18 protein-coding genes and 1 pseudogene are annotated in these 16,090 nt (G+C 41.9%); 5 read left to right on the plus strand and 14 right to left on the minus strand.

Annotated features, from left to right (window positions below):
- Window positions 1-67 precede the first annotated feature (67 nt).
- Together AAGC65_RS13680 and AAGC65_RS13685 are read right to left on the minus strand one after the other, a co-directional pair.
- A complete protein-coding gene (locus AAGC65_RS13680) occupies window positions 68-598 on the minus strand; it encodes an O-acetyl-ADP-ribose deacetylase (RefSeq protein ID WP_343113021.1) in 531 nt (176 codons plus the stop codon).
- 11 nt (window positions 599-609) lie between these two features.
- The gene (locus AAGC65_RS13685) at window positions 610-924 is read right to left on the minus strand and encodes a hypothetical protein (protein ID WP_343113022.1); all 315 of its coding nucleotides are present in this window, start codon (window positions 922-924) and stop codon (window positions 610-612) included.
- A gap of 120 nt (window positions 925-1,044) precedes the next feature.
- On the opposite strand from AAGC65_RS13685, the gene AAGC65_RS13690 reads away from it, so the two are divergent.
- The 4 genes from AAGC65_RS13690 (at window position 1,045) to AAGC65_RS13705 (ending at window position 3,158) form a co-directional block, all read left to right on the plus strand.
- Window positions 1,045-1,401, plus strand: coding sequence for a hypothetical protein (locus AAGC65_RS13690; RefSeq protein ID WP_343113023.1), 357 nt, complete (start codon window positions 1,045-1,047; stop codon window positions 1,399-1,401).
- A gap of 9 nt (window positions 1,402-1,410) precedes the next feature.
- Window positions 1,411-2,295 (plus strand): hypothetical protein, encoded by an 885-nt coding sequence (locus AAGC65_RS13695; RefSeq protein WP_343113024.1) that lies wholly within the window; start codon window positions 1,411-1,413, stop codon window positions 2,293-2,295.
- A gap of 72 nt (window positions 2,296-2,367) precedes the next feature.
- Window positions 2,368-2,610: a MoaD/ThiS family protein gene (locus AAGC65_RS13700; RefSeq protein WP_343113025.1), complete on the plus strand. Its 243-nt coding sequence runs from the start codon at window positions 2,368-2,370 to the stop codon at window positions 2,608-2,610.
- 125 nt (window positions 2,611-2,735) lie between these two features.
- Entirely contained in the window at window positions 2,736-3,158 is a 423-nt protein-coding gene (locus AAGC65_RS13705) for a molybdenum cofactor biosynthesis protein MoaE (RefSeq protein WP_343113026.1), read from the plus strand.
- Window positions 3,159-3,305: 147 nt separating this feature from the next.
- Here the strand turns inward: AAGC65_RS13705 and AAGC65_RS13710 are convergent, their stop codons facing one another.
- From AAGC65_RS13710 to AAGC65_RS13760, 11 genes are all read right to left on the minus strand, one after another.
- On the minus strand, window positions 3,306-4,361 hold the full coding sequence (locus AAGC65_RS13710; RefSeq protein WP_343113027.1) for a HesA/MoeB/ThiF family protein: 1,056 nt from the start codon (window positions 4,359-4,361) through the stop codon (window positions 3,306-3,308).
- The gene (locus AAGC65_RS13715; RefSeq protein ID WP_343113028.1) at window positions 4,361-5,527 is read right to left on the minus strand and encodes an NTP transferase domain-containing protein; all 1,167 of its coding nucleotides are present in this window, start codon (window positions 5,525-5,527) and stop codon (window positions 4,361-4,363) included. Before AAGC65_RS13715 ends, AAGC65_RS13710 begins: the two co-directional genes overlap by 1 nt.
- Window positions 5,508-5,978, minus strand: a complete 471-nt coding sequence (gene moaC, locus AAGC65_RS13720; RefSeq protein WP_343113029.1) for a cyclic pyranopterin monophosphate synthase MoaC — start codon at window positions 5,976-5,978, stop codon at window positions 5,508-5,510. Before moaC ends, AAGC65_RS13715 begins: the two co-directional genes overlap by 20 nt.
- 39 nt (window positions 5,979-6,017) lie before the next feature.
- On the minus strand, window positions 6,018-7,211 hold the full coding sequence (locus AAGC65_RS13725) for a molybdopterin molybdotransferase MoeA (RefSeq protein WP_343113030.1): 1,194 nt from the start codon (window positions 7,209-7,211) through the stop codon (window positions 6,018-6,020).
- A 105-nt stretch (window positions 7,212-7,316) separates the two neighbouring features.
- On the minus strand, window positions 7,317-8,306 hold the full coding sequence (gene moaA / locus AAGC65_RS13730; RefSeq protein WP_343113031.1) for a GTP 3',8-cyclase MoaA: 990 nt from the start codon (window positions 8,304-8,306) through the stop codon (window positions 7,317-7,319).
- Window positions 8,307-8,523: 217 nt separating this feature from the next.
- The gene (locus tag AAGC65_RS13735; RefSeq protein WP_343113032.1) at window positions 8,524-9,693 is read right to left on the minus strand and encodes an aldose epimerase family protein; all 1,170 of its coding nucleotides are present in this window, start codon (window positions 9,691-9,693) and stop codon (window positions 8,524-8,526) included.
- 45 nt (window positions 9,694-9,738) lie between these two features.
- Window positions 9,739-10,794 (minus strand): UDP-glucose--hexose-1-phosphate uridylyltransferase, encoded by a 1,056-nt coding sequence (locus tag AAGC65_RS13740; protein ID WP_343113033.1) that lies wholly within the window; start codon window positions 10,792-10,794, stop codon window positions 9,739-9,741.
- Window positions 10,795-10,990: 196 nt separating this feature from the next.
- The gene (locus AAGC65_RS13745; protein ID WP_343113034.1) at window positions 10,991-11,860 is read right to left on the minus strand and encodes a TIGR01459 family HAD-type hydrolase; all 870 of its coding nucleotides are present in this window, start codon (window positions 11,858-11,860) and stop codon (window positions 10,991-10,993) included.
- Window positions 11,861-11,915: 55 nt separating this feature from the next.
- A complete protein-coding gene (locus AAGC65_RS13750; RefSeq protein WP_343113035.1) occupies window positions 11,916-12,953 on the minus strand; it encodes a hypothetical protein in 1,038 nt (345 codons plus the stop codon).
- A 176-nt stretch (window positions 12,954-13,129) separates the two neighbouring features.
- Window positions 13,130-13,519, minus strand: a complete 390-nt coding sequence (locus tag AAGC65_RS13755; RefSeq protein ID WP_343113036.1) for a GxxExxY protein — start codon at window positions 13,517-13,519, stop codon at window positions 13,130-13,132.
- Between the two features lie 151 nt (window positions 13,520-13,670).
- Entirely contained in the window at window positions 13,671-15,029 is a 1,359-nt protein-coding gene (locus tag AAGC65_RS13760) for a glutamine synthetase family protein (protein ID WP_343113037.1), read from the minus strand.
- Window positions 15,030-15,146: 117 nt separating this feature from the next.
- Between AAGC65_RS13760 and AAGC65_RS13765 the strand changes: the two genes are divergently transcribed.
- A complete protein-coding gene (locus tag AAGC65_RS13765; protein WP_343113038.1) occupies window positions 15,147-15,539 on the plus strand; it encodes a gamma-glutamylcyclotransferase family protein in 393 nt (130 codons plus the stop codon).
- 128 nt (window positions 15,540-15,667) lie between these two features.
- Here AAGC65_RS13765 and AAGC65_RS13770 read toward each other — a convergent pair.
- Window positions 15,668-16,090 (minus strand): annotated as a pseudogene (locus tag AAGC65_RS13770) (glutamine synthetase); the annotation flags it as partial.

A 16,090-nucleotide genomic window follows, 5' to 3' on the forward strand; every position in this document is an offset into this window, starting at 1 on the left:
TAACAGTTTAAGCCGCTGCGTGAAGAGGAGATTACGAAAACGATTGCGATAAGGATGGATTACTTACCTAATACCCATCACTTAACAAGCGCCGGTATATCACATAGTTTTCATCGTCAAAACAAACAAATATAACTTGCTTAATGCTCGGGTTAACAGCTAAAAAATTCTTAATTGTTTTGATAGCTATAGCAGCGGCTTCATCTTTCGGAAAGTGATAAATGCCTGTGCTGATATTAGGGAACGCAATGGTTTCCAGCTTATTTTCAACGGCCAGTTTCAGACTATTTTGATAGGCCGATGCCAGCAATTCTTCTTCATGATTGTTACCATTATTATAAACCGGGCCAACGGTATGTATCACAAATTTGGCTGGCAGGTTGCCGGCTGTTGTAATTACCGCCTCCCCCGTTTTGCAGCCGCCCTGGCGGTTACGTATCTGCATGCACGCATCCAGTATGGCTTTACCACCAGCCCTATGTATGGCACCGTCTACCCCGCCGCCGCCTAATAATGAGGTATTGGCGGCATTCACAATGGCATCAACATTTACCTTGGTGATATCACCCTGAATAAGTTTTATACGTTCTGTAAGCATGCGCTTGCTATTTATTCCGCGGCTTCCTCGCCTTTGGTTCCCAGCTTTACAATATCGCCTTTTTGAAATAATATAGCTTGCAGCGTGGTTCGCCAAACAGGTTTCTGACGCAGTAAAAACTCCAGATCCATGCCAAAGTGTTTAAATTCTTCCTGCTGGGCGTTTTGCATAATAGCTTTAGCAGCTTTATCAGTTTCCACAGCTATGCGTTGCTCGTACCAGTTAATGGCTTCGGCTTCCTCGGTCAGCGAAACGATCATACGGGCAAAAGTCCTGGTTTCGGCAGATAGCTCATGCGCCGGCTCGTGATATTGATCAAATGACATAATGCTTTTTTTAGTAATAAAAACATTACACGCCTGTTTTGTTTGAAATGAGAACTATTTAGAAAAATTACAGATATTAACAGATAAAGTACAGAACTTTATTTACCTAAATAAAAGTATATGAGCCTACTCAAAATAATTCCGAAAGTTATTTATGACGATATCAGTATCGGCATGCAATTTTTTAAAGCCCTTGGCTTTGAAAGCAAATACGAGGAAGAAGGCTTTGCTATCCTGGGTCGTGATGGGATAACCATACAAATAGTGGCCAGCGAAGAAGGCTTTGCCATAGACGACAGGCCCGAATTCAGGATTGATACCGATGATATTGAAGCCATTTACAACGAAATAAAAGCAAACCATCCCGAAGTGCTTCACCCTAATTTAAAAGTGATCAAACAGCAGCCCTGGGGTTTAAAGGAGTTTGCAGTGCGCGATGCAACCTCGGTATGTATTGTTTTTCAGCAGGCTTATTAAATATAAAACATGAGTACAGATCAATCAGCCATAAACAACCGTGATTACAGCACAATAAGTCCATCTGCTCGATCCCTCCTGTTGTTGAAAGGCTTAACAGAAATTCCGTTTATGCGCGAAGCGGCAAAGCTGATTACCTATCCTGACAAATATGAGCCAGACTTTGAGCACAAAGATTTCGTATTGTGGGCCAGGGTGTTGCATTTTGAGAACAGGTATAAAAGCATTGATCAGCTTTTAACTGGTTTGCCTGTAAGTAATATTTTAGAACTGTCATCTGGCTTTTCTTTCCGCGGCCTGTATACAACACTGCACAATGATGTTCATTACATTGACACCGACCTGCCCGATGTAATAGCCACCAAACAAAACCTGCTCAACTCTCTAATAAAAACAGATCATACAGTTAAAGGAAAACTGGAAACCCTGCCCCTGAACGCGCTTCACGAAGCTGATTTTGCAGACACTACCAATCGTTTTCAGGGGGGCGAGCTGGCCATTGTTAATGAGGGCCTGCTGGTTTATCTGAACATAGATGAAAAGAAAAAGCTTTGCCACAACATTCGCCATGTACTTCAACAAAGGGGCGGTTACTGGATAACAGCGGATATCTATATTAAATCGGACAGGAATTTGCTGAGCATGACAGGCAACGATAAACTGCAGCGTTTTTTTGAGGAACACCGCATTGAGGAAAACAAGTTTGAAAGCTTTGAAGCCGCGGAAGTCTTTTTTAAAAGCGAAGGTTTTGTGATAGATAAAGAAGCCGAACCTGATTATCAAGCATCGGGCTCCTTAAAATATTTACGGGCAAGCGCATCGCCGGAGCAGCTTTATAATATAGGCAAAACAGGGCGCATCCGCACAACATGGCGTTTAAAGCTTGCGCGGTAAAAAGAGCCTTTTGCGCGCTCAATTAATTTATTTTTCCTGTGTTTTTAAGCTATTTTGGTATAATTTTGAGATATGAAGATCAACGTGCTGGCATTTGGTGTGGCTAAAGAAATATTCGGGACTTCGAAAGTTAGTTTGGAATTAACAAATGATGCCACCATTTATAATTTAAAATACCTGCTTGAACAGCAATATCCGCGTTTAAAGCAACTGGCATCGTACATGGTTGCCGTGAATAACGAATATGCCCTGCCAGGCGATACCATCCATGAGCGTGATGAGGTTGCCATTATTCCGCCGGTAAGCGGAGGATAGATTCTTTATAGGATAAAAGACTTTAGGATAAAAGAATAAAGACAAAAACTCTTTCATCCTTTATCCTTGCTCTCTATCCATTGTCTATCCTTTATCCTTACTCTTTCCATCCTTAATCTAAAAAAATGTCCAATACGCAAATAGTTTTATCTGCCGAAACTTTAAACATTCAATCATGTATTGATTGGGTCATGTCGCCCGAAGCTGGTGGTATTGATGTATTTATTGGCTCTGTGCGAAATGCAACTAAGGGCAAAGCCGTTTTCAAGCTTGAGTATGAGGCTTATGAGCCTATGGCCATCAGCGAAATGGAAAAGATTGCCCAACAGGCTTTTGAGAAATGGCCCATACAAAAAGTGCTTATTCATCACCGTACAGGTACTATGCAGGTTGGCGAAGTGCCCGTTATAGTGGCTGTATCTGCCGCCCATAGGGATGCCGCATTTGATGCCTGCCGCTACGTTATCGATACTTTAAAACAAACCGTACCCATCTGGAAAAAGGAAGCCTTTGAAGATGGCGATGTTTGGGTAGCAGCGCATCCTTAATCAATGTATCTTGTCATGCTGAGCATAGCGAAGCATCTATTATTAAACATGCCCATCGCCGATTAGACCCTTCGCTATCCTCAGGACGACAACTCTAATTATACCAATATTAAATCCGAAATCGAACATCCGAAATCCCAAATCCTTTCACTCTTCCAGATAAGCCTTCAACCCTCCTGTTAAAGAAAACACATTGGCACCGGGTATTTTTTTGAGGATGAGTTTTACGGCTTCGTCGCTGCGCTTGCCTGTGGCGCAGTATAATACTTTTGGTTTTGGATCGGTAAAATAAGCCAGGTAGCCTTCCAACTCATCAAGCGGAATGTGAATGCCGCCAATGTCAAAAGCATAGCGTTCCTGTTCGGTACGCACGTCTACCAGTTCAATAGAATCGTCGGCTATACGTTCCTTTAATTCATGTACCGATACAGCAGGGATCTCTACTGTTTTTGAAAGCCCCCTAACGGGTGTTTTTGAAGTACTGCCGATTTTGATGATGCGGCTTTGCATGCTTTGCGCGTCAAATATCAATATTCTCCCAACCAGCAGTTCGCCTGTTTTGGTAATATACTTGATCACTTCATTAGCCTGCATACAACCAACAATACCTGCCAGCGTAGGTATCACTCCGCCCTCCGTACAATTGGGTATTTGAGTAGCATCAACCTGCGGGAAGAGGTCGCGGTAATTAGGCGACCTCGAATCTTCGTCATAAACAACATTCCAGACCGCAACCTGACCTTCAAACTGGTAAATAGCGCCATATACCAATGGCTTACCGGTCATTACACAGGCATCGTTCAGCAAATAGCGGGTTTCAAAATTATCGCTGCCGTCAATGATAATATCATACTGCTGTATAATATTCAAAACGTTGTGCGAAGTTATTTTTTCGGTATGAGGTACCAGTTTTATGTCGGGATTTTGCTTTTGCAGTCGCTCGCAAATAATATCTACCTTACTTTTCCCAATATCATCAGGGTTATACAATACTTGGCGATGCAGGTTACTTACCGATACCACATCATAATCGGCAATGCCTATAGTGCCAACACCACTCGAAGTTAAATACTGGCCTGCAGGACAACCTAAACCTCCGGCCCCTACTATGAGTACACGGGCATGGCTTAAAAGCTGCTGACTTTCTTCGCTAAACCCGGGCAGGGCTATTTGGCAACTATATCTTGATATATCTATACTCATCAGTTTGCAGCTGTTTTTTGATGAATAACTCTTTTAATTTGCTCTAATTCTTCAGGGGTGTTTACGTTTGTTAAAGCATCCGCGTCGGGTGCGTTCAACAGGTTGACCTCGGTATTGATAAGCACTTTACGCGGGCATGAATATCCTTGGGCCAGAAACGACAGCAGGATAGGATAACTTTTTGGCTCCCAAATAGCAATTAAAGGTTCGGGGAAGTTAGTTACCGGGCTATGATAAGCTGTAGCGGTTGCCGAGCTATTACGCCAGGCCACCAGGTTACGCAGGGTGATCTCATCCATCAGCGGCAGATCACAGGCTACAACCAGCCAGGCATTATCAGGTTTTTCCCTGAACGCCGATAATATCGCTCCAAACGGGCCCAGACCGATAAAAGTATCTTCCAGTGCCGCGTATTGTGGATCTATTTCGCTTTGTTGGCCCGGCCTTACAGATATGTACACCTCATTACAGAAAGCCTTCAACATATCGGCCATGTAATAACGCTGCGGCTTGCCATACCAATTCACATTACCTTTATCAAAGCCCATACGCTGGCTTTTGCCGCCAGCCAGAACCAAGCCGTTTAAAACAGGTCTGGATAATTTCAGGCTGTTTTCAAAAAAGCCAATGATCCGCTCACGGTCGACCAGGCGGTAAACCGGTATTTGCTGCCAATTAGGAATAGCTTCCTGTATAAAATCAAAAACCTCGTCGCAATTATCAGCCAGTAAAAACAACCGTATATTGGTAAGCTGCTCAAGCCTTTTTTGTAAGGATGCTCTTTTATTCAGATCAATAATAACTATCTGTGCTTTTGCCGGCTGATGGTTGCCATTTACCAACACCAGATCGGCATTGGCAAAGTTTTGCTTCAACTGGTAAGGCATCACCGGGTTTTGAAAATTATATTGCTGATAATTGATCTGATCGGTATAATCAAGCATGGCACCGTTGGTAAGCCTGCCAGGAACCATAGTGATATCATCATTGTGCGATGTATCGGCATAAGCGCATTTGTACGATGGCGATAAAGCACCGATAACATCATGAGCCAGCAGTTTTATTACTGTGCACGGCCCTCCAACTATCGACCATTCATTACGGCCATAAACACCGGAATCAGGCCTTGCCAGTTTAGCGTGTTTTTTATGCTCGTTTAAAGTCACGTTTACCTCCTGTTTTTGCTATCAGTTTGGTTTCTTTAATTACTATATCATGGCTCATGGCCTTACACATATCATAAACGGTGAGGGCGGCCATTGAGGCACCTACCAGCGCCTCCATTTCGATACCGGTTTTGGCGGTAATGCTTGCCGTACAATCAATCACTATCTCCTGCTGCTCGTTAACCTGAATGGTAATATTACAGTTGTCCATACCCAAGGGATGACAAAGCGGAATCAGATCGCCGGTTTTTTTGGCGGCCATGATACCAGCAATGATGGCTGTTTGAAACACCGGGCCCTTTTTGCTCATCAAATCGCCGCCCGCCAGATGCTGCAATACCTCATCAGGTAAAACCACTATACTGCGTGCGGTAGCAGTGCGGTGAGTAGTTTCCTTACTACCTACATCAACCATCGATGGGTTACCTTGTTTATCTATATGGGTTAACATTATGTTATGGATTTCACTAATTTTTTCTGGTTTCACCGGTCAAAACTTCAGCACCTTAAAAACCTCTCCTTTTTTAAAATCGCTCTTTTCAAGCGGTAATTCTAAAAAAGCATCTGTATCTGCTAAGTTAGCAAAATCGCCCGAACCATTTCCTTCAATTGGTAACGCCACCAGTTGTCCTTGCGGGTTACTTTGCAGCTTTACCTGTAAAAAATATTGCAGCTCAGGTAAAAACTGAAAATCCTTATCTAAAACAGCGTACATAGGCGCTTGCTCCGGCAAACCTAAAACTGCCCTTAGCCAGTTCAAAAAATATTTATGCACACACATAAATGTTGCTACAGGATTACCGGGAAACGCAAAAACAACGGCACCGTTACCATGCCTTCCAAACCAAAACGGCTTGCCAGGCCGCTGGGCCACTTTATGGAAAACCTTTTCAACTGCAGAATCTTCCAGTGCCTGAGGTATATAATCAAACTTCCCCATTGAAATGCCGCCACTTAGCAACAGCACATCGTAATTTTGCAGACAGTGCTGTATTTGCTGCCGGGTAACCTCAGGATCATCAGGAATGTGAATAATATCCGGTCTTAAAGCATGCTGCTGCAAAACAGCCTGAATGGTATAACTATTTGATGCTCTGATCTGGTAAAGTGACGGTATTTGGTTTACCGGCACTAATTCATCGCCAGAAGATATGATGACCACACGGGGCATTTTTTTTACCGACAGATCCGCCTTACCAACTGATGCGGCCAGGCTGATAATGGCAGGCGTAACCATCTGTCCAACGGAAGCTAAGATAGCTCCTTGTTTTTTATCTGCTCCCTGCAAGTGCAGGTTTTGCCCTTGCCTGATATCAACTACCTTCAATGTGGCCAGTCCTCCGTTTATATCTACATCCTCATAGCGGATCACGGTATCAACCGATGCAGGCAGCACTGCCCCCGTCATGATCTCGATGCACTCGTTGGGTTGATTGATAGCTGCCGGTTCATCACCCGCGGCCTGGGTGGCTTTAATTTTAAATGTAGTAATACCGTTTGTAATGGCCAGATAACTAACCGCTATGCCATCCATTGTAACCCGGTTAAAGGGCGGCAGGTCACGATCGGCTTTAATAGGTTCGGCCAGCACACGGCCCGGCGTTTGCTCAAATGGCAAGCTTTCGGTACCATAATCCTTTAATTGTGCCAGTATAAGCTTTTCGGCCTGGTTAACAGTTGTCATATGCTATAATTTAGTATCAGATAGCAAGTATCAAGTAGTGAGTATCAAGTATCAGGATTTATACCCTTTACAATTAATTTAGTGTCTTGATACCCTTACTTTCCCTTATCCCCCTATGGTAGCCATAGATTCATGAATACCGGGATGTATCACCCTTTTTTGTTCGGCCTCCCAACCATCTTTAGCCCGACTGCCAATGGCTTTTAGTATTACACCCTGCAATTCATCATCGCCGGCACCACTTCGCATTATATCTTTGATGTTTAACACACCATCATCATATAAACATGTTTTAAACTCGCCATGTGGAGTTATCCTGATACGGTTACAGGTGCCGCAAAACGTACGCGAATACGCCGCTATAATACCTATACTACCATGATGCCCGGGTATATGGTAGTTATAGGCTGTTGAGTTTAAAGGATCGGGTATTTTTTGTATCTCAGGATACTTATTTTTTATTTCGTCTAATATCCGCACATAATCCCATTGCAGACCGGTATAAACATGACCATCACCGTTAAAAGGCATCTCTTCAATAAAACGTACGCTTACCGGCATATTTTGGGTCATTTCAACCAAGGGCAAAATATCCTGCGTGTTTTTGCCATCCATTATTACAGCATTTATTTTCACTTCTATGCCGTGTTTTAGCAGTGCATCTAAGGCTGTCATTACGTTGGCAAACTCATCGCGGCGGGTAATGGTAAAAAAACGATTGGCATCCAGGGTATCTAAACTCAAATTTACCGACCTTATTCCTATTTTTTTCAACTCGGGCACATAAGGTGCAGTGAGCACGCCATTGGTAGTTAAGCTTAACTCCTGCAAGCCATTCAGGTTTGATATAGCGGTGAGCAACTGCATAATATCCTTGCGCACAAAGGGCTCGCCGCCGGTGATCCGGATCTTTTCGATCCCCATTTTCACCAATAATCCACAGCTGCGCAGCATTTCCTCATAACTCATTAGTTCGCTGCGGCTTAGCCAGTTCAGGCCATCTTCGGGCATGCAGTAAAAGCAGCGCAGGTTACACCTGTCTGTCACCGCGAGGCGCAGGTAATTAATTTTACGACCGTGATTATCCGTTAGCAAAGCGCTCCTATTTAATTCATCTACAACCCTGCAAATTAACGGGTGTATACTGTAAAAGTAAATATTACAAATGGCTACTATGTTTTTTTATTGTACTTTTTGTTTGTACAAAAAACTCACTCCGCCTGCAATATCTATACATTTCTATCGCATTAATTTACAAAAAAAGGTCTTACCTATTCAGGTAAGACCTTTTATGATTCAATAAAAATGCGGCTTATTTAGCTACCGAAAATTTATATAAGGTTTGTGTTTTGTAAACATCCCCAGGTTTAAGCTCTGTTGACGGGAAATTAGGCTGATTGGGTGAATCAGGATAGTGTTGTGTTTCCATTGCAAATGAGGTACGGAACTCATCTTTAATACCGCGTTTCATCGCATTTTTAGCCTGCATAAAGTTGCCGCTGTAAAACTGCAAGCCTGGCTCCTGGGTAAACACTTCCATTTTTATACCGCTTTTGTCGCCTACTACGGTAGCTATTGGTGTTTTGATATCATGCTTGTTCAATACAAAATTATGGTCATAACCTTTGCCGTTTTTAAGCTGTACGTTATCATCATTTATTCTTTTACCAATAGTTGTTGGTTGCGTAAAATCAAATGGCGTACCTTTTACACTGGCTATTTCGCCCAATGGTATCAGGGTCGAATCAACAGGCGTATATTTATCGGCATCAATTTGTACCACATGATCAAGTATGGTACCGCTGCCTTCGCCATTTAAATTAAAAAAGGCATGGTTAGTCAGGTTTACGACTGTTTTTTTATCGGTAGTAGCTTCATAAACTGCTTTAAATTCGTTATCGTCTGTCAGGCTGTAGGTAACCTTTACGTTCAGGTTGCCCGGGAAACCTTCTTCCATATCTTTTGAAAGGTAGGTAAACTCAACTGTCGACGAATCTATTTGCTTACCATCCCACACCACGCTTTGGTAGCCATTTTTACCACCATGCAGCGTGTTTGGCGCATTATTTATGGATGATTGATATTCTTTACCATCTATCTTAAATTTTCCTTTAGCTAAGCGGTTACCATAACGGCCAATAGTGGCTCCGTAATAAACTTCGGTTGATTTTTCAAAGCCTTCCACACTATCAAAGCCTAATACCACATCGGTCAGTTTTCCGGTTTTATCAGGTACAAGCAGGCTTACAATACGGCCGCCATAATTGGTGAACGTGGCAGTTAAACCGTTTTTATTTTTAAGCGTGTATAAATGTGTTTGCTTTCCGTTGATTGTTGTTTCAAATGCCGAAGCTGCAGAAGCTGGAGTTTGTGTACTATCCGTCATGGTTGTTTTTTTCTTGTCAGATGATTGATTACAGGCTGCCAAAGATACGCATGCCGGCAAAATTATTAGCGAAAGGTTTTTGAATAACTTGTTCATAAAGTAGATTGGTTTATAATGTTTGCCTAAATTAATATTTTTTAGTTATCCCTTTAACTTATAATGCACTTCGCTCAGGCTTCTTAACTTTTCTGCCGCAAACTCAGCAGTAATATCACGCTGCGGATTAGCCAGCATCTCGTAACCTACCATGAATTTTTTAACCGTTGCCGACCGTAACAGTGGCGGATAAAAGTGCATATGCCAGTGCCAGTAAGGCTGATCGCCCATGTTTACTGGTGATTGGTGCATGCCCGATGAGTATGGGAAAGATGTTTCGAACATATTATCATACCTTACGGTGAGCCTTTTAATAGCATCAGCAAGAGCCGTTTTTTCATCATCGGTAAAATAAAGCAGACTGGTAATATGGCGCTTGCTAATTATCATAGTTTCATAAGGCCATACCGCCCAAAAAGGTACCAGCACTACGAAGTGCTCATTTTCAAAAACAACACGTTCCCGGCGTTTCAGTTCAAGCTCAACGTAATCGGCCAGCAGGCTGCGGCCTTTTTGCTCAAAATAAGCCTTCTGCTGTTGGGTCTCTTTTGCTACCTCAACCGGGATACTATTTTGCGCCCATATCTGACCGTGCGGATGCGGATTACTACAACCCATGATATCGCCTTTGTTTTCAAAGATCTGGATATGCTTAATCCATGAATAGGTTGACAAATCCTGATACTCAGTTTGCCATACATCAACAACTTTTCGAATATCCTCGGTTTCCATCTCCGGCAATGTAAGATCATGCCGGGGCGAAAAACTGATCACCCTGCATATACCACGCTGACTGTTGGCCACCAGCAGTTCATCGTAATTTAACCCGCCATCAGGTGTATTCAATAACAACGAAGAATAATCATTGGTAAAAACAAAGCTGCCTTTATAATCGGGGTTTTGGCTTCCATCTGCCCTGTTGTTTCCGGGACACAGGTAACAGCCCGGATCATATGCCGGCCTTTCATCAGCCTGTACATTTTCTACCTTACCCTGCCAGGGGCGTTTTGTACGGTGCGGGGATACCAATATCCAATCGCCGGTTAAAATATTCAAACGACTGTGCGGATGTTCTTTCAGATCAAAATTTTCGTTATTCATCAGGTTTAATAAATTAGGTTCGGTACCGATAAGCACCTTTAGGCACGGGGCTATGCCTTTGTAAAACCAAAAGTAAAAAAACAAATGTTAAGTTTACATTTATTGATAAAAATATTTGTCAGAACGACATTTTAAAGTTTAAACAAACTAATTGTAGAATCCTTTTATACAGAAAACAATAAATAGAAGAAGTTTCTTAGAATCCCAGCTCACCAAACTCAACCACCGCCGAGTCGCAGATGTAGGTAGGTACAATGCCGGTGGCTTTAATCCGGTTTTCGGCATCAAGGGGTTGGGTATTACCTGAGAGCACCAAAACGGTATCCAGCCCAAACTTATTGGCACCCAGTATATCTGTTTGCAGGGTATCACCAACCATTACAATATCTTTTTTATTGATAGGCCCCTGCTCGCGCAGCAGATCATAAGCAAACATGAACATTTGTGAATCGGGTTTGCCAAAACGAATAAATGCTTTGCCTACAGTTTTCTCAATCATGCTCGCTATGCCCCCAATAGCGATAGATACATCGTGCTTGGTTACCGGATAGGCATGATCGGTATTGGCTACAATTGCCGGTATGGCACGTTTGCGGAGTATATTTACGGTTTTGTTCAGGTCCTCAAACCAGTCAAAGCCCTCATCATCTAAAAAAACAAGAGCATTTACCCTGTCAATATTGCTTGCATCAATCTGGCTTACAGGTAAGGTATGCAAACCCGAGCTATCGATATAATGAGCTGAATCTGGCGTACCCAAATAAGCCACTATCCCATCATTTACCTTCAGATCCAAATAATCTTTAGTAAGCATACCCGACGATATGATATGATCGGGCGTTATGGTGTGCAGGCCTTTGATCTGGTATGATTGAGCCAGCTGCGCCGGGCTGCGCGATGCATCGTTGGTTACGATGTAGTATTCCTTTTTCTGTTGCTCCAGATAGGCGAATGTACGTTCGATACCGGGCAACAGGCCTTTATAGTTTTTTAATACACCAAAAGCATCAAAAAAAACAACCTTGTATCTGTCAATAATGGATTTAAAGTTATCTATTCTGGTCATGCTTTGAGTTTTGATGTAATATTTGTCGCAATATGCTCAAATATTACATCATTGCCTACTTTAATTTTAATGCTTCTATAATTTTTTCAGCATCAAAGTCTCGGTCGACCGATGGCAGGTAGACATTAAATGCTTCCGACTGCAATTTTTGCGCGTATTGCTCACTAAAAAAGTGCTTACCATCTTTAATTACATAATTCAATATAAAAAAGCGGTACGCTTCTTTCATAAACCTGATCTCATCGGCAGTTAATGGGTTTACCTTATGATATTCTTTCAGGAAAATGATAAACCGATCTTCCATCATGGTATTGATCACATAACTAAATACGGTGCGGTCACCAATATCAGATACTACGCGGCTGAAGAAGTAAAAATCAAGCACCCGGTAGCTCATCCTGAACCAGTCATAATCCCAGCGCGAATAAAGTTCGAGTTCAGGCGTTACCGAAAAGTTTCCAATATTCCAGTCAATAAATACCGGAATGATCTCGAACGAGCTCATGTTGTATTTGGAGCGGTTCTTTAAAAATGTTTCACAATGATATTTTAAAAAATCGGCCTGCATACCTGATCCAAACTCACTCTCATTAGTGCTCAGTTGATTCAACAATGCCGAAATATCAGTACGTAATGTTTTTGACGATTTAGGCAATACATTTTTAACCCTTGAACATGCCTTATGAAATTTACCTACTTGCTGGCCAAGCTTTTTAATATGATGTTCATCAAGCCTGCGGGGCATGCGCTCCAATATACGGGTTGGGTTGTAAAAAACCACCCAAACATCTGTTTTACTATGTTTATGATGGTAAATATAAACCCGGTTATTTTTTAATAATGAACGTGCCAGCAAGTTTTCAAACGGGTAAAGCAGGTTATTTGCTAAGGTTTGAATAATGCGGTGATCTTCCTTGAAGTTTTCAAATTTGCCAAAATAGGATAGTTTGGCTATAATAATATCATCGTCATCAAAAGTGATGCGATACACATGGTTGGTTGACACCATAGCGCTGATATCTTCAATAAGCTTGATCTTTTTTGAAGCATCATACCCCTCCCATGCCTTCTGAACAATTATGGAATAATCCATTTTAGTATTAATTTATAATTGGAATTTGCGGGTGCAATATTAAACAAATTGTAGTATTATTTTTTATCGGATTCTTTGTCTGAACCACGATTAAACAGATTCTGTGATTACTGGATTTTGATTTGCAGTAATAAAGAAAAAATCGTGGCTCATCTTTAAATCCGTTTAATCCTGGTTCAGACAATTTTAAACTTTTTATTCAACAATCTCTTAAACATTAACGATTTACTACCAAAGTTAAGCAACAAGCCGATCTCCATATTGTAAGCTTCTAAGTAATTGATAGATTGTGCCAAGTGCACATCCTCCAGTTCAATAATAGCCTTTAGCTCAACCATGATCAATCCTGAAACGAAAAAATCAACTCTACGGGTTCCTATTTCAACATCTCTGTAGTAGATCGGCATTTCTTTTTCCCGTTCAAACGCAAGTCCATCCAAAGCCATTTCTATTTCAAGAGCCCTTTGATATATTACTTCTTGAAAACCGTTACCTAGGGCGGTATGCACGCGCATAGCACAGCCTATTATTTTGCGCGTAACATCATCATGCTTTAACAGTTCCATTTATTTGATTATTTTGATTTAATTGTCTGAACCAGGATTAAACGGATTACTCAGATTACCGGATTTGATTTGCAGTAGTAAAGAAAAAATCGTGATTCATCTTTAAATCCGTTTAATCCTGGTTCAGACAACTTAATATCGGTTCAGAATACTAAATAATCTCAAAGTACCTTTTCAATTCCCAATCGCTTACATGTTTGGCATATTGGCGGTATTCCCAGAGGCGGGTTTGAGTAAAATGTTCAACAAAACCTTCACCAAAAAGCTCTTTTGCAATAGCTGAATTTTGCATGGCAACTGCGGCGTCATGCAGGTTAGCTGCCAGCACACCGTTCTTTTTATCCTGGTAGCCATTGCCTATGGTTTGTGGTGTACCCAAGGCTAATTTATTTTTTATACCATAAAGGCCCGAAGCCAGGGCAGCAGCCATAGCTAAGTACGGATTGGTATCAGCGCCAGGTATACGTGTTTCCAGGCGGGTAAGGTCGGGAGTGGTATTAATAACCCTTAAAGCAGTAGTACGGTTTTCCACACCCCAGGTAAGGGTGGTTGGCGCCCATGCACCCTCAACCAGACGTTTATAGCTATTAATAGTTGGCGCGTACATAGGTAGTAAATGCGGCAAACAATAAAGCTGACCGGCAAGATAATGCTTATGCAGATCGCTCATTTTATGTTTATCAGCGGCATCATAAAACAGGTTTTCGCCCATTCCCGCACTCCAAAGGCTTTGGTGGATATGCCCGCTGCAGCCCGGTAGGGTTTCTGTCCATTTGGCCATAAACGATGCCATGATACCGTGCTTGTAGGCAATTTCCTTTACAGCAGTTTTAAATAACACGGCTTTATCAGCAGCATTTAAGACCTCATCATGTGCAATGGCAGCTTCGTAAACACCCGGGCCGGTTTCAGTATGCAAACCTTCTATCGGGATGTTGAACTGGGTAAGCAGGTTAAACAAGTCATAATAAAAATCGCTATTCTCAGATGTACGCAAAATAGAGTAACCAAACATACCCGGTGTAAGGGTATTGATATTGGTGAAATTTTTATCGTTGATGGATTGCGGTGTTTCCCTGAAGTTGAACCACTCAAATTCCTGTGCAAACTCTGCATGGTAACCCATATCTGTACATTGTTTAACAATGTGTTTTAACAAACTACGCGGACAAGCCGGCAAATCCGCTCCTTTAGGATCGCTAAAATCGGCCAAAAAGAAAGGAATATTATCCTGCCACGGAATATTCCGAAGCGTAGACAGATCAATACGGCAAAGCTTATCAGGATAACCGGTGTGCCACCCTGTTACCTGCACATTATCATAGCAAACATCGTTGCTATCCCAGCCAAAAACCACATCGCAAAAGCCATAACCGCTTTGCAGGCCATCAATAAATTTTTTAGGGTGAATAACTTTACCACGTAAAATGCCATCAATATCGGCAAAGGCGAATTTTATTTTATCTATCTTATTTTCGTCTAAATAAGTTCTGATCTGTTCCTCGTTCATAGTACAATTTACAGGGTTAATGATGATGATTACGATACCAGAGCGTAAAATTCCAATCCCCGTAGCTATAGCAATAATACGAATTTGCCCTTACCTTTGTTTAGAATTTGACTATTAATGGCACAAATTACCCCCTATTTATTCGTTTATGGAACATTGCTGAGCAGCCAAAACCAATACGGAGCTTATCTGCAACAGCATTGCACTTTTTTGCAGACCGGTAAATTTAGGGGAAGGTTATATGATATGGGTGAATACCCGGGAGCCGTGTTCAGCGATGAGGGTGATCAATATGTACATGGCAGCATTTACCAAATGGATGATACTGAGAATATATTAAGTTTTATTGACGATTACGAAGGTTTTGGTGCCAACCAGGAGCAACCTAATTTATTTATCAGGATATTAAAAGGCATCGAAACACCAACCGAAACAATAACATGCTGGGTTTATATTTACAATTTATCTGTTGAACATTTACCCCACATAAAATCAGGCAGGTATTTATAGCGAATCTACGCTGCAACCTGCAAGGTTGGATAACAGATTCTTCGCTATCGCTCAGAATGACAATGAATAAAACAAAAAATCCCCCGATCTTTTGAACCGGGGGAAATCGTTAAAGTATATAAGGGGGATTAAACTTTCGCTGATTTTACAGTTTTGATGATAACTGCAGCTACTTTGTACGGATCGGCAGCAGAGTTAGGGCGACGATCTTCCAGGTAACCACTCCAGTTATGGTCAACAGTGTACAATGGGATACGGATAGAAGCACCACGATCAGATACACCATAGCTAAAATCATTGATTGAAGCGGTTTCGTGTTTACCTGTTAAACGCAGTTCGTTGTAAGCACCATATACAGCAACGCACTCAGCAACTGCCGGGCGGAATGCCTCGCAGATAGCAGTGAAAGTTTCTTTGCTGTTAGCTGTACGTAAAGTTGTATTTGAGAAGTTAGCGTGCATACCAGAACCATTCCAGTCTAAAGTACCTAATGGTTTGCAATGCCAGTTGATGCTAACACCGTAGCTTTCGCCAATTCTTTCTAATAAATA

Origin of the sequence: Mucilaginibacter sp. (assembly GCF_039207105.1) — a bacterium.
GTDB lineage: Bacteria > Bacteroidota > Bacteroidia > Sphingobacteriales > Sphingobacteriaceae > Mucilaginibacter.